The organism is Pseudoxanthomonas sp. LjRoot143 (genome assembly GCF_964252945.1).
Classification (GTDB): Bacteria; Pseudomonadota; Gammaproteobacteria; order Xanthomonadales; family Xanthomonadaceae; genus Pseudoxanthomonas_A.
Genome location: NZ_CAXUPM020000001.1, coordinates 1,960,819 through 1,973,126 on the forward strand (window position 1 = coordinate 1,960,819; position 12,308 = coordinate 1,973,126).

14 protein-coding genes are annotated in these 12,308 nt (G+C 67.5%); 5 read left to right on the plus strand and 9 right to left on the minus strand.

Going from position 1 to position 12,308, the window contains the following annotated elements:
* Positions 1–101 precede the first annotated feature (101 nt).
* A complete protein-coding gene (locus tag ACSQ1W_RS09245; protein ID WP_436043028.1) occupies positions 102–860 on the plus strand; it encodes a hypothetical protein in 759 nt (252 codons plus the stop codon).
* A gap of 26 nt (positions 861–886) precedes the next feature.
* On the opposite strand, the gene ACSQ1W_RS09250 is transcribed toward ACSQ1W_RS09245, so the two are convergent.
* On the minus strand, positions 887–1,534 hold the full coding sequence (locus ACSQ1W_RS09250) for a response regulator (protein ID WP_192267916.1): 648 nt from the start codon (positions 1,532–1,534) through the stop codon (positions 887–889).
* Positions 1,535–1,701: 167 nt separating this feature from the next.
* Here ACSQ1W_RS09250 and ACSQ1W_RS09255 point away from each other — a divergent pair, with 167 nt between their 5' ends.
* The 3 genes from ACSQ1W_RS09255 to ACSQ1W_RS09265 all read left to right on the plus strand — a co-directional run bounded on the left by ACSQ1W_RS09255 (position 1,702) and on the right by ACSQ1W_RS09265 (position 4,112).
* Positions 1,702–2,571, plus strand: coding sequence for a M28 family metallopeptidase (locus ACSQ1W_RS09255; RefSeq protein WP_436043029.1), 870 nt, complete (start codon positions 1,702–1,704; stop codon positions 2,569–2,571).
* A gap of 428 nt (positions 2,572–2,999) precedes the next feature.
* The gene (locus tag ACSQ1W_RS09260) at positions 3,000–3,221 is read left to right on the plus strand and encodes a hypothetical protein (RefSeq protein ID WP_192267913.1); all 222 of its coding nucleotides are present in this window, start codon (positions 3,000–3,002) and stop codon (positions 3,219–3,221) included.
* A gap of 99 nt (positions 3,222–3,320) precedes the next feature.
* Positions 3,321–4,112, plus strand: coding sequence for an isocitrate lyase/PEP mutase family protein (locus ACSQ1W_RS09265; protein WP_436043031.1), 792 nt, complete (start codon positions 3,321–3,323; stop codon positions 4,110–4,112).
* Between the two features lie 402 nt (positions 4,113–4,514).
* Here the strand turns inward: ACSQ1W_RS09265 and ggpS are convergent, their stop codons facing one another.
* The 4 genes from ggpS to ACSQ1W_RS09285 all read right to left on the minus strand — a co-directional run bounded on the left by ggpS (position 4,515) and on the right by ACSQ1W_RS09285 (position 8,545).
* Positions 4,515–6,812 carry a glucosylglycerol-phosphate synthase gene (ggpS, locus tag ACSQ1W_RS09270; RefSeq protein ID WP_436043033.1) on the minus strand — a complete coding sequence of 766 codons (2,298 nt, stop codon included), beginning with the start codon at positions 6,810–6,812 and terminating at the stop codon, positions 4,515–4,517.
* Between the two features lie 329 nt (positions 6,813–7,141).
* Complete coding sequence (locus ACSQ1W_RS09275) at positions 7,142–7,396, minus strand: hypothetical protein (RefSeq protein ID WP_436043035.1); 255 nt, start codon at positions 7,394–7,396, stop codon at positions 7,142–7,144.
* A 177-nt stretch (positions 7,397–7,573) separates the two neighbouring features.
* Positions 7,574–8,014 (minus strand): hypothetical protein, encoded by a 441-nt coding sequence (locus ACSQ1W_RS09280; protein ID WP_436043037.1) that lies wholly within the window; start codon positions 8,012–8,014, stop codon positions 7,574–7,576.
* Positions 8,015–8,056: 42 nt separating this feature from the next.
* Positions 8,057–8,545, minus strand: a complete 489-nt coding sequence (locus tag ACSQ1W_RS09285) for an Lrp/AsnC family transcriptional regulator (protein ID WP_436043039.1) — start codon at positions 8,543–8,545, stop codon at positions 8,057–8,059.
* A 73-nt stretch (positions 8,546–8,618) separates the two neighbouring features.
* On the opposite strand from ACSQ1W_RS09285, the gene ACSQ1W_RS09290 reads away from it, so the two are divergent.
* Complete coding sequence (locus ACSQ1W_RS09290; RefSeq protein ID WP_436043041.1) at positions 8,619–9,584, plus strand: DMT family transporter; 966 nt, start codon at positions 8,619–8,621, stop codon at positions 9,582–9,584.
* A 298-nt stretch (positions 9,585–9,882) separates the two neighbouring features.
* Here ACSQ1W_RS09290 and ACSQ1W_RS09295 read toward each other — a convergent pair whose 3' ends face one another.
* From ACSQ1W_RS09295 to ACSQ1W_RS09310, 4 genes are read right to left on the minus strand one after another with little or no spacing between them, the layout of a single operon-like run.
* Positions 9,883–10,152 (minus strand): hypothetical protein, encoded by a 270-nt coding sequence (locus ACSQ1W_RS09295; protein ID WP_436043042.1) that lies wholly within the window; start codon positions 10,150–10,152, stop codon positions 9,883–9,885.
* Between the two features lie 52 nt (positions 10,153–10,204).
* A complete protein-coding gene (locus ACSQ1W_RS09300) occupies positions 10,205–11,140 on the minus strand; it encodes a ZIP family metal transporter (protein WP_436043044.1) in 936 nt (311 codons plus the stop codon).
* Positions 11,121–11,753 carry a superoxide dismutase gene (locus tag ACSQ1W_RS09305; RefSeq protein WP_436043046.1) on the minus strand — a complete coding sequence of 211 codons (633 nt, stop codon included), beginning with the start codon at positions 11,751–11,753 and terminating at the stop codon, positions 11,121–11,123. The genes ACSQ1W_RS09300 and ACSQ1W_RS09305 overlap by 20 nt, the downstream gene beginning before the upstream one ends.
* A 29-nt stretch (positions 11,754–11,782) precedes the next feature.
* On the minus strand, positions 11,783–12,277 hold the full coding sequence (locus ACSQ1W_RS09310; RefSeq protein ID WP_436043048.1) for a hypothetical protein: 495 nt from the start codon (positions 12,275–12,277) through the stop codon (positions 11,783–11,785).
* Positions 12,278–12,308 lie beyond the last annotated feature (31 nt).

The following is a 12,308-nucleotide window of genomic DNA, read 5'->3' on the forward strand; positions in this document are numbered from 1 at the left end:
CCAGTGTCGTTTCCGGGAGCCCGTGCTGTCGCCACGGCGACTAGCGAACCCGCGACCGCAGAAGTACAGTCGCCCTACGTTCCCCAGCAAGGATGCCGGTCATGCGTCGAATCTGCCTGTCCGCGTGCGTGTCACGCGTCGTGCTGGTCCTCCTGTTGGCATTGACCACGCCTGGTGGCGCAAACGCCCAACAACGCAGCGTCCGTGGCTGGACCGATGGCCCCTACCAGGCCAAGGGCACGGGAGGATCGCAGGCGCTTCTGTTCGACTGGCGGTTCCTGGATGTCTACTGCATCGACATGCCCCGGCTGCACCCGGCCGAGGATGTCGTCTACGGCACCCTGGGAGGCGGCGCGATCTCGTACTACCGGCTGCGCTACCAGGACGGCCCTAGCGCGTTCGTCGTGACCTCCACCGTTCCGAAGGACCGCACCCCCTCGGACGAATACAACCTGCAGTTGCGCCGCGAACAGGACAACGCACGCAGCATCGGCGCGGCCACCTCGCCGGATCGCTACCGCGTCGATACGGGAACATCGGCCTTCGGCCCCACCGTGCGGGTGAGGTTGCTCAACATCGGCCTGGATGACCCGGACGAGCCATTTCCGGTTGCGCGTCCCCTGTTGAATGTGCCCGATGAAACGCTGTACTCGCTTTCGGTCCATCGCCTGTTCGTGCATGGCGGCAACCGCTACGAGATCGCCGTGCTTGCCGTGCCTGCCGAGGGCGAAAGCCGCGCGGCACTGGAAGCGCGCGCCGACCGTCTGGCGGACACCATGGTGACGTCCCTGCAGACCTGCACGGCCAGACTCGAAACCAGTAAACCGGAAGCCGACAAACCTGCGTCGCCTGCACGCTGAACGGCGGCCGCAGGCGCGACTACCCGCTACAACGCGCGCGTCGGATCCATCAGGCCCCACTGCGCGGCAAGCCGCGCCAGGGCGATGTTGTCCTGCACGCCGGTCTTCTCGAACAGGCGCGTCTTGTGCGTGTTCACCGTCTTGGCGCTGAGGCTCAGGCGGCGTGCGATCTCTTCCTGGCGCAGGCCCTGGGTCAGCAGCATCGCCACCTCCAGTTCGCGCGGCGACAGCGCATCGAACGGCGACGCATCGCCACCGACGGTATGCAGCGCCAGGTTCTGCGCCACGTTGCTGCCCAGGTAGCGCTTGCCGCGCGCCACGTCACGCACGGCGCGGATCAGTTCGGCCGCATCGCCGGCCTTGCCGAGGTAACCGGATGCGCCGGCTTCGAGCAGGCGCTTGGGCAGCGGGCCGTCCTCGAGCACCGACACGATGATCACGCGCACGCCGATGTCGGCGCGCACGATGCGTTCGGTCACTTCCAGTCCGCTGTAGCCCGGCAGGTGCAGGTCGCACAGCACCACGTCGGGCTTGAGCTGCCTTATCAACGGCAGTGCCGCCTCGCCGGTCTCCGCTTCGCCCACGACCTCGATGTCCGCGTCGGCGCCGAGGATCAGGCGCATGCCGGTGCGTACCAGGGCGTGGTCGTCGATCAGGAAAACGCGGATGGTCATGAAAACGGCTGCCTTGGAGGGACGGGTCGAGCGTAGGGGGGCCGTCCGTCGCCGCGCAATTAACATTGTATCGGGTGTCGACGCCCTACATGCATGTAGCGCCATCGAGCCCGCGCTCGGGGTGCGGCATACTCAGGTTTCCATCGTTTTCCATCGGGGATTCCACCATGCACCATCGCCGCCGCAGCCTGCGCTGCGCCCTCTTCTTCTCGCTGCTCGCCTGCGCACCGGCCTGGGCCGATGACGTCTCCGGCCGCTGGCACCAGCAGGTCGAAGCCATCAGTGCGGGCAAGGGCACCGTCGCGCGCGGCGACGCCATCGGCGCGCGCCTGGACACGCTCGGCATCGCGTGGAAGCGCGAGGCGTTCGTACGCGGCGACCAGGCCGGCGAGAACCTCGTCGCCGACCTCGGCGGCCCCGACAACGCTCCGCTGCTGCTGATCGGCGCGCACTACGACAAGGTCGCCGTCGGCCATGGCGCGACCGACAACGCCTCCGGCGTGGCCGCGGTGCTGGAACTGGCGCAGGCCTTGAAGGCCAAGCCGCTGCAACACCATCGCGTGCAGGTGGTGTTCTGGGATCTCGAAGAGAAAGGCCTGCTGGGCGCGCATGCGTGGGTCGAAACGGCGGGCCGCGAACAGCCCGCGCTGTACGTCAACTTCGACGTGTTCGGCTGGGGCGACACGCTATGGATGATGGCGCCCGACAGCGGCACGCCCTTGGTCGCCACACTGCGCGAGGCCAGCGCGAAGGAGAAGCTCGGCTTCTCGCCCGGCGACAAGTACCCACCGACCGACCACCTGGCCTTTCTCAAGGCGGGCTGGCCGGCGGTGTCCTTCTCGCTGGTCGGCGGCGACGAGATCGATCCGATCCTGGCGGTCTTCGGCGGCGGCAAGCCGGCGCAGGTGCCGAAGGTGATGCAGGTGATCCACAGCGAGCGCGATACCACCGCCGAGCTCGACGCCTCACGCGTGGACGACGCACTGCGCGTGGTCGAACAGGGCCTGCGGACCTGGGACCACCAGAACGCGCACTGATCGCGTTCCTGCCGCCGGACACACGAACGGGCCCTTGCGGGCCCGTTTGCGTTTGCGGCGAGAACACGCCTGGCTCTCCGGGCGGCGACGATGTCGGACTCGCGGTCCACCGCCAGGCGCAGCACGGAACAGGGGGTGTCCGGAGAAGCTGCGTTCGGTTCTCTCGTGGTGCCCTGGGTGTCAGCCTTGCGACTCGGAAGCAGGGTTTTGCGCGGGAAGCAGAGGGGGTGGATCCGCCGCCCGACCACTGCCGTCGTTGTACGGACAGAAATGCGAAGGCCGCGTGTAGGCCGTTCAGTCCGACCGCACAGTTTTCTCACGCGGCGTGCACGCCGCTTAACCCTGGCGAACGGCATGCTGCGCGTATGCACCGACGTCACGGAACGCCCCGTACGTTGTCGCACAGACACCATGCTTCAGCGCTCGCCATGATGACCTTCGACCTGTTCCACACCCCGGCCGACGACGGCACCTTCGAGTTGTCCGTCAACGAGTCGCCGCCCCTGCATTTCAGCAGTCGCGGCGCCGCACTGGGGTACGCCGTCAAGCTCGCCAACCAGCGCCACCGGCAGGGTCTGGATTACGCCATCAACATCGAAGGTGGCGACGGCCGCTGGCGGTTGTTCGAAGGCTGGCGGCTCTGCGCCTGAGCCGAGGTCACCGGCGCAAGGTCGATGACCGCATGGGGTGAGTCCGCCCGGCACCGGCGTGGCACCCTGTCGCCCCATTCCGACGACACCCGTGACGCCATGACCGCCGCACGCCTCCGCGCCCTGCACACGCACGGCCTGCTCCGCCTCGCCAATGCCTGGGATGCCGGCACCGCGCGCCTGATCGAACACCTCGGCGCCCCCGCCGTCGCCACCACCAGCGCCGGCCTGGCATGGGCGCAGGGCTATCCCGACGGCGATGCGCTCGACGTGGACGCCCTGCTGCACGCCGTCACCGGCATCGCCCGCGTCATCGACGTGCCGCTCACCGTCGATGTCGAAGGCGGCTACTCCGACGATCCGGCCCATGTCGCCGATACCGTCCTGCGCGTGGTCCGCGCCGGTGCCGCCGGCATCAACCTCGAGGATGGCGCCGGCGATCCGGCCCTGCTGGCGACGAAGATCCGCGCCATCCGCCAGACCTGCACGGCGCAGGGCGCCGACGTCTTCATCAATGCGCGCACCGATGTCTACCTGCGCGGTCTGGCCACCGAAGGCATGCATGTGGACGAGACCCTGCGGCGTGCCACGGCCTATCGCGAGGCCGGTGCCGATGGCCTGTTCGTGCCGGGACTGGTCGACGTCGACGCCATCCGCACCATCGCCGCGCACTGCGGTCTGCCGCTCAACGTGATGTTGCGCCCGCAACTGCAGGACCTCGCCGCGCTCGAAACCCTCGGCGTGCGTCGCGTCAGCACCGGCTCGGCGCTGGCAGAGTCGATGTACGGGCGACTGGCCGCCCAGGTCGGCACGTTCCTGCGCGAGGACCGCACGGCCCTGCCCGATCCGCAGGCGATGGGCTACGGCGCGATCAACGGTCTGTTCGGTTGATCCGCACAGGTGGGTAGGATTTTTCCTACAGCACGCCGGGACAACACCCGACTGTGAATGTGAACGGCGTGGGCGACGATACGCACGTCCCCGGCAGCACGCCCTGCGCAGGCCAGGAATGGCCGCTCTGCAATGGAACACGGGCGCTGCCTTGAGCAAGCAGCACTGCCGGAGCCGGGGACTCCCCCTTTCAGACCCGATCGCCCATGGTCGGGTTTTCTTTTGCCCGCCTCAGCGGGCCCAGAGTTCGGGCGCCTGCAACAACCCGAACAGCACCAGCGCCGTCGCCGCGATCAGCAACCACGTCATGCTTCGCACGACCAACATGCGCATCGTGGGTCTCCTCCCCCTGTGTCAGCTCGACTATCGCGACGTACATGGAGCGAGTCAAACGTAAATGCATTAAGCCGCCTGAGCGGTAGGCGTTTCCGCGTCGACCTCGTCCTCGCGGCCTCGTGCCGCCGCCAGGAACTCGCGGCCCCAGCGCGACAGGTCGTGATGGCGCACGATGTCGAACAGCCGGCGCTGGCGATCCTCACGCTCGCCCGTCGTCATCAGCAGCGCCTGCCGCAGCATGCGCGCCATGTCCGCCGGATCGTGCGGATTGGTCAGCACCGCGCCTTTCAGTTCCGCCGCCGCCCCGGCGAACTCCGACAACACCAGCACGCCGTCGCCGCCTTCCAGGCCCTGCACGGCGACGAACTCCTTCGCCACCAGGTTCAGGCCATCGCGCAGCGGCGTGATCCACATGACGTCGGCCGCGGCGTAGTGCGCCACCACGTCGGCGAACGGCAGCACGCGCGAGAAGAAGCGCACCGGCGTCCAGTCCAGTTGCGACAGCCGCCCGTTGATGCGCCCCACCGCCTGCTCGATCTGCTGTTGCAGCGGGCGGTACACGGTCATCTCTTTTGCGGCCGGCACGCACACCAGCACCAGCGTCACCTCGCCGCGCAGTTCCGGCGACTCATCCAGCAGGCGCTCGAACGCGTGCAGCTTCTGCAGGATGCCCTTGGTGTAGTCCAGCCGCTCGATCGACAGCACCAGCTTGCGCCGGCCGATCTCGTCGCGGATCCGCACGATGTCGTCCGCCACCTGCTCGGTTTCGAGACTGGCGCGGATGCGGCCCACGTCGGTGCCGATCGGATGTGCGCCGATGCGCACGGTGCGACCGTCGATGCGCAGCTCGGTGGCCATGTCCTCCACCCCGACGGCGCAGCCGAAGGTCAGGAAGCGCGGCGCGCACGACGCACGCGCGGTCACTTCCACCGGGAACGTGCTGCGCACCGCATCGGTGAAGTTCTCCGCGTGGCGCGGGATGTGGAAGCCCACGTAGTCGCAGGCCAGCAGGCTGCCGAGGATCTCGCGGCGCCACGGCAGGATCGCGAAGATGTCCGCCGACGGGAACTGCGTGTGGTGGAAGAAGGCGATCTTCACGTCCGGGCGCAGCTCGCGCAGCACCGACGGCACCATCCACAGGTTGTAGTCGTGCAGCCACACCGTCGCGCCGGGCGCGGCCTCCGCCGCGGCGGCCTCGGCGAAGCGCCGGTTGACGCGCTTGAACAGCGACCAGTCGTCCTCGTTGAAACGCGCGCGTTCCCAGAAACTGTTGATCACCGGCCAGAACGCTTCCTTCGAGAAGCGCTTGTAGAACACGTCCACCTCGTGCTTCGTCAGCGGCACATGGGTCGCGGTCAGGCCGGGATAGCGCTCGGCATCCACGGTCGCACGCGGCTCGATCGGCGGCGCCTTCGGATCGTCCACCGTCCAGGCCACCCACGAACCCGGGCGTCCATCGGCGAAGAAGCTCAGCAGGCTGGGAATGATTCCGTTCGGCGAGGTGTGCGGCTTGCGCAGGCGCTGGCCGTCGACGATGTGCTCCTCGTACGGCAGGCGGTGGTAGACCATCACCAGTTCTGCCTTGCCGGGCGCGTGTGTGGGCGGCGCATAGCCCTCGGCCTCGATCAGGTCGAAATGCGCCATCGCCTGCAGGATGCCGCCGCAGCCCGGCGCCTCGGCATGCAGCACGTTGTCCATGCCGGTGGTCGCGGCGACCAGCGCCGGCTCCGATTCACCGACGCAGACACCGGGAAAGCCTTCGCCGTACATCGACAGGTCGTTGAGCGTGTCGCCGGCGACCAGCACGCGGGCGTGCGCGAGTTCGAGTTCGTCGACCAGCGCGGTCAGCGTGCTGCCCTTGCGCGTACCGCGCGGCAGGATATCGAGATAGCGGTCGGCCGAGTACAGCACTTCGCAGCCTAGCGATGCGGCGACGGCTTCCACATCGGCCTGGATCGTCGACAGCTGTTCGGGATGGCAGTAATACGAGCAACGACGCTCCTGCGGCACTTCCTGGCGCACCAGCATCGGGAAGCGGCGCATCGCATCGGCGACCACGTGTTCGCCCGGCCAGCGTGCTTCGATCTGCGACTGCAGCGGCTGGATCGGCTGCATGTCGGCGGTGCGCAGCACGGTCGCGCCGACATCGCAGATCACGTAATCGGGGGTCGGCAGGCCGGGATCGGCGAGCAGCGGCAGGATTGCCTCGCGGCCACGTCCGGTCACCCAGGCCAGCTTGATGTCCGGATGCGCATCGACCAGGTGGTACAGCCGCTTGCGGGCATCCGCATCGCCAGCGAGGAAAGTGCCATCGAGGTCGGTGGCGAGCAGCAACGGCTGCGAAGGGGTTTTCAACAGGGTCATGCGGGTGCACTCCATGTTCGCGGGTCAGGCCGCGCACAGGGCACGACGCGAAGCGTCAAGGGACGCAGGCGGGGAAACGCACCGGGAATACGCCGCGAAGCGGCGCAGGAAGAGAGTCGTCGCGTGCCAGGCACGCTGCGCGCAGGAGCGCTACAGATGCGCGTCCGTCCCCAGACATGGACGCGGACATCGACTGATGCGATGCAGCATTGTAGTCCGCATCTCACATTGAGAGGTCAACGTGATGTTAAGAATGTTAAATCGACGCGCGTCGAGGCCATTCTGCGCATGCCGGCGCTACTCGCGGCCTTCAGAGGGCGAATCCGTACTCACGGCACGATGACGCGCTGCGGCTGAAAGAGGCTCTCGCCTATCGGCAAGGTCCAACGTTGGATCGAAACGATCCTCCCATCCATCGTCAGGATCGAACGTTGGATCGAAATGATCGGCTGATCCATCAAAGAGATCGAGCGTTGGATCGAATTGATCCACTCATCCATCAAGAAGATCGGACGTTGGATCGAATTGATGCGCTCATCCATCACGAAGATCGAGCATTGGATCGAAATGATCGGCCGATCCATCAACGAGATCGAACGTTGGATCGAAACGATCCGTTCGCCCGGCAATGCGATCCGACGACCTCCGGGTAATCGCGGAGCGGCTTGTCGAAGTACTCGCCGATCGGATCACACGGACAAGACGCGTAGGCTCGAGCGCCAGACGTCATGCGAGCGAACGGCACCGCGCAGGTGACGCCCTCAGTCCAGCGCCGCCGCATCCCATTCCTCCCCGTCATCCCTCTTCAGCCCGCAGGTACAGCCATCCATGCCCGCAGGTTGATCCTGCAGTGCCCACCGGTTCTTTCGTCCGACGTAGGAGAGACAGACATTGCCGGAGAGGTGTTTCGCGAAATCCAGTCGGAATGCGTGCACCACCGACTGGTCGCGTCTTACCACCACCGAGTACAGCTTGGACCGCGACAGCCTCACCGACGTCAGGCCATCGCGCGCCGGCGCGGGTATCCGCGCTTGGCCATTGAACGAGATCGTGAGTGCCGCACCGGGATAGTCCTGGGGTTGGAGTGGCGCAAGGCAAAGCTGGGCGCTATCCGACGTGAAGGGCTCCGACGCCAATGCCGTGCCCAGGACGCTCACCCCGGCAAGCAACGTCAGCAACGAAGGGAGTCCGATCTTGTGCATGAGATGTCTCCCTACGTGGATGGGCCGGCGCTTACCGTGCCTTCACGGCACCACGATGGCCGTCCCCGTCTTCACCCGGTCCAGCACCATCAGCGTACGGAAATCGACGACCAGCTCGTTCTCGGCGAACAGGCGACGGGTCAACGCCTCGTAGGTCGGCATGTTCGGCGCGACGATGATCAACACGAAGCTGATGCCGCCGGTGACGTAGAAGCACTGCTGCACTTCCGGCGTCTCGCGGAACAGCGCCTTGGCGCGGTCGGAGGTGGCCGCGCGCTCGTCCTTCAGCTTCACCTCGACGATGGCGGTGATGGTGGCGGCGACGGCATCGGGATCGACCACGGCCACGTTGGCGGCAATCACGCCCGACTTCTCCATCGCGGCGATGCGGCGCTGCACGGCGGCGGTCGACAGCGCCACCGCCTCGGCGATGGCGCGCTGCGGCGTCTTGTTGTCGCGCTGGACGATGTCGAGGATCGCGCGGTCGTAGCGATCCAGGCCGGAGGCGGGAATGGCGGGTTTGCGCGGCATGATCGAGTAAATGTTGCGTTTGATGGCCCGATATCGAGCCGGATCATCGCAGGTCCGCGAGTAGATTGCTCGCATGGATACCGCTTCCGCTGCCCGCCCCCTCTCCTCTGCTTCGAACGGCACGCTGGCCGGCCTCGCCTGTGGTGTCGGTGCCGGCGCGCTGTGGGGTCTGGTGTTCCTCGCGCCGGAACTGGTGCGCGACTTCACCCCACTGCAGCTCACGATCGGCCGCTACCTGGCGTACGGACTGATCGCGCTCGCGCTGGTGCTGCCGCGCTGGCAGCGACTGGTGGTTGCCTTGCCGCGCCGCCAGTGGGCGACGCTGGGGTGGCTGGCGCTGGCGGGCAACACGGTCTACTACCTGCTGCTGTCCAGCGCGGTGCAGTCGGGCGGCATCGCGATGACCTCGCTGGTGATCGGTTTCCTGCCCGTGGCGGTCACGGTGATCGGGAGCCGCGACCACGGTGCGGTGCCGCTGCGCAGACTGATGCCGTCGCTGCTGCTGTGCGCGACCGGTGCACTCTGCATCGGATGGCAGGCGCTGGTGGCGCCGGCCAGCGGCTCGGCGGGAACGCAGGTGTTCGGGCTGCTTTGCGCGATCGGCGCGTTGGTGTCGTGGACCGCCTATGCGGTGGGCAATGCGCGTGCACTCGCGCGGTTGCCGCAGGTCTCGGCGCACGACTGGAACCTGTTGACGGGGCTGGTGACAGGCGCGCAGAGCCTGCTGCTGGTGCCGCTCGCGCTGGCGATGGGCTCCGCGGCGCACGGCATCGAGGCGTGGGCGCGCTTCGGTGCGGTGTCGGTCGGCGTGGCGGTGCTGGCGTCGATCGCCGGCAATGCGCTGTGGAATCGCATGAGCCGGCTGCTGCCGCTGACGCTGGTCGGACAGATGATCCTGTTCGAAACCCTGTTCGCCCTGCTCTATGGCTGGCTGTGGGAGCAGCGCTGGCCCGACACGCTGGAGATCGCCGCGCTGTGCTGCGTGGTGGCGAGCGTGGCCACGTGCATGGCCGCGCATCGGCCGAAAAAGCGGTTGTAGGATAGGTGGAGCGAAGCGGTTTTCAACGGCGCAGCCGTCATCGACGCCATGGTCATGCTCCCGGACCATCTGCATGCCGTCTGGACGTTACCGCCTGGGGATGCCGACTTTCCGATGCGTTGGCGCCTGATCAAGACACGGTTCTCGCATGGCCTGCGGCAAGGCGAGCATCTTCGCGCGAGCCGTGTCGGCAAGGATGATGGCTGGGCCGGAGACGTCGGAGAGAGGGCGTGATGGGTAGACCGGCTGCGCCGTTGAAAGCCGCCTCGCTACACTCATCCCACGCGGCTCGCTGGGCTCACCGCGATTCCGAGATGCGCAGGATCTTGCCGGCGTTGTCCACCGTGAAGACGATGGTCTTGCCATCGCGGAAGTAGGTCCAGTTCTCGCCCTCGCGCGCGCCGTACTGGTTCTCCAGCGGCGTCACCATGTCGGGCCTGCCAGCGATCTCGATCAGCCTGCCGACGCTGTCGCCGCTGGCGACAACGCGGTTGCCGAAGGCGTAGGTATTGGCGAAAGCGACGCCGGCGACCAGCATCAATGCCAGGAAGAGTGCGGTCTTGCGCATGGGATTCCCCTGTCCGTTTGGGTGGCCCGAGTATAGGGCAGCCGGCGCCGGGTCACCCCAACGCCGTATCCAGCACCATCATCATCACGAAGCCGATCATCAGGCCGGTGGTGGCAAAGCTCTCGTGGCCCTTGCGGTGGGACTCGGGGATGATCTCGTGGCTGATGACGAACAGCATCGCACCGGCGGCGAAGCCCAGGCCCCACGGCAGCATCAGCTGCGAGTGCGCGGCCACCGATGCGCCGAGCACCGCGCCCAGCGGTTCGACCAGGCCACTCGCGGCCCCGATGAACACCGACAGCCAACGCTTGTAGCCGGCCGAAAGCAGCGCGACCGCGACGACGAGACCTTCCGGTACGTCCTGCAACGCGATGCCGATGGCCAGTGCGTTCGCACGTGCCACGCCGTCGTTGCCTGCATAGCCCACGCCGATGGCCAGGCCTTCGGGCAGGTTGTGCAATGCGATGGCGAACACGAACAGCCAGGTGCGCCGCAGTTTCTCCGAGACCTGCCCTTCCCTGCCCTTGATGAAGTGCTCATGCGGCAGCAGCCGGTCGAGCGCCATCATCACGCCGCCGCCCAGCAGGATCGCCAGCCCGATCACCGCGCTCGCTGCCGCTTCGCCGCCCCCGAACAGCGGCGTGCCTTGCGCTGCTTCCAGTCCGGGCATGATCAGCGAGAACGCGCATGCAGCCAGCATCACGCCGGCGCCGAAGCCGAGCAGCGTGTCCTGCGTGCGTGTGGACAGGTTCTGCGAGAACAGCACCGGCAGCGCGCCGAGCGCGGTCGCCATCGCCGCGACCGAGCCGCCCATGAAGGCGTCGCGAATGACCGGCGAGCTGTCGACGAACTGCCAGAAGTTCCAGCCCAGCGCGATCACGCCGAGCACGAGGATGGCGATGCCGAGTGCGCGGCGCAGGTCGCGCGCGCGCAGCGGCTGCGGCGCCTTCAGGCCGCCCAAGGGCGCGTCAGCGTCCGGCTTCGGCATGACGCCTCGCCACTTCGTCCCAGCGGACGACGTTGTAGAACGCCGCGATGTAGTCGGGGCGACGGTTCTGGTACTTCAGGTAGTAGGCGTGTTCCCACACGTCCAGGCCGAGGATGGGCGTACCGCCGGAGCCGATGCCGGCCATCAGCGGGCTGTCCTGGTTGCCGCTGCTCTCCACCGACAGGCGACCGTCGCGGCCGACCACCAGCCACGCCCAGCCGCTGCCGAAGCGGGTCAGCGCGGCCTTGGTGAAGGCTTCCTTGAAGGCGTCGAGGCCACCGAGGTCCTTGTCGATCGCCGCGGCCAGCTCGCCGGTCGGTGCACCGCCACCGCCCTCGCCGGCCGGCGCCATCACCGTCCAGAACAGGCTGTGGTTGGCGTGGCCGCCGCCGTTGTTGCGCACGGGCAGTTGCAGCGCGGCGGGCAGTTTGGACAGGTCGGCGATCAGTTCTTCCACCGGGGTGTTTTCGTACGGCGTGTCCTTCACTGCGTTGTTGAGATTGGTGATGTAGGTCTGGTGGTGTTTGCTGTGGTGGATCTCCATGGTCTGCGCATCGATGTGCGGTTCCAGGGCGTCGTAGGCGTAAGGCAAGGCGGGCAGCGTGTGCGGCATGGTCGGGGTCTCCGTGGGAAATGTCGGGATCAGTGGCGGGCGCCGTCGAACGGCGGGAAGGCGACGGTGGCGCTGGCGCATAGCAAGGCATCGGTGCGCGTGCACTGGCCGTGGGTGCGCTGCCAGTGCAGCAGCGCGATGCGAGCTTCGGTCAGGTGGCGGATGGCGTGCAGGCGGACGTCGTCGCGCGCGCCGGCATCGCAGGCGATGCGCATCAGCGCGTCATGCGCGGCGCACAGGTGATCGAGCGCGGCGGCGTGATCGCTGCGGCGTTCGAAGGTATCGGCGAGGTTGTGGTGGGCCACGACGAGGGCGGCGAGGCAGTCGTCGGGCGTGGCGGTCAGTGCGGCGCCGGACGCGAGCGTGGTGGCGAGCTGGAGGGCGCGGGTGTAGTCGAGGGCGGCCAGGTCGAGCCGGCCGGCGGCGAAGGCGGTGTTGCCCTGCCGTGTCAGCCGGCGCCACTGCGCAAGGCCTTCGAGGCTCTGCGGCGTCGGATGTGTCGAGACGGGGGTGTGCCCACGCATGGCTGGCTCCTCGATTCCAAGGGGCCCTTTG

What these genes read in the sequence shown, in the direction of transcription:
- ACSQ1W_RS09310 (WP_436043048.1), bottom strand. Translation starts at nt 12,277, where the DNA reads ATGCGTGGGCACACCCCCGTCTCGACACATCCGACGCCGCAGAGCCTC.
- ACSQ1W_RS09295 (WP_436043042.1), bottom strand. Translation starts at nt 10,152, where the DNA reads ATGCGCAAGACCGCACTCTTCCTGGCATTGATGCTGGTCGCCGGCGTC.
- ACSQ1W_RS09300 (WP_436043044.1), bottom strand. Translation starts at nt 11,140, where the DNA reads ATGCCGAAGCCGGACGCTGACGCGCCCTTGGGCGGCCTGAAGGCGCCG.
- ACSQ1W_RS09280 (WP_436043037.1), bottom strand. Translation starts at nt 8,014, where the DNA reads ATGCACAAGATCGGACTCCCTTCGTTGCTGACGTTGCTTGCCGGGGTG.
- ACSQ1W_RS09260 (WP_192267913.1), top strand. Translation starts at nt 3,000, where the DNA reads ATGATGACCTTCGACCTGTTCCACACCCCGGCCGACGACGGCACCTTC.
- ACSQ1W_RS09250 (WP_192267916.1), bottom strand. Translation starts at nt 1,534, where the DNA reads ATGACCATCCGCGTTTTCCTGATCGACGACCACGCCCTGGTACGCACC.
- ACSQ1W_RS09245 (WP_436043028.1), top strand. Translation starts at nt 102, where the DNA reads ATGCGTCGAATCTGCCTGTCCGCGTGCGTGTCACGCGTCGTGCTGGTC.
- ACSQ1W_RS09255 (WP_436043029.1), top strand. Translation starts at nt 1,702, where the DNA reads ATGCACCATCGCCGCCGCAGCCTGCGCTGCGCCCTCTTCTTCTCGCTG.
- ACSQ1W_RS09265 (WP_436043031.1), top strand. Translation starts at nt 3,321, where the DNA reads ATGACCGCCGCACGCCTCCGCGCCCTGCACACGCACGGCCTGCTCCGC.
- ACSQ1W_RS09290 (WP_436043041.1), top strand. Translation starts at nt 8,619, where the DNA reads ATGGATACCGCTTCCGCTGCCCGCCCCCTCTCCTCTGCTTCGAACGGC.
- ggpS (WP_436043033.1), bottom strand. Translation starts at nt 6,812, where the DNA reads ATGACCCTGTTGAAAACCCCTTCGCAGCCGTTGCTGCTCGCCACCGAC.
- ACSQ1W_RS09275 (WP_436043035.1), bottom strand. Translation starts at nt 7,396, where the DNA reads ATGGATCGGCCGATCATTTCGATCCAATGCTCGATCTTCGTGATGGAT.
- ACSQ1W_RS09305 (WP_436043046.1), bottom strand. Translation starts at nt 11,753, where the DNA reads ATGCCGCACACGCTGCCCGCCTTGCCTTACGCCTACGACGCCCTGGAA.
- ACSQ1W_RS09285 (WP_436043039.1), bottom strand. Translation starts at nt 8,545, where the DNA reads ATGCCGCGCAAACCCGCCATTCCCGCCTCCGGCCTGGATCGCTACGAC.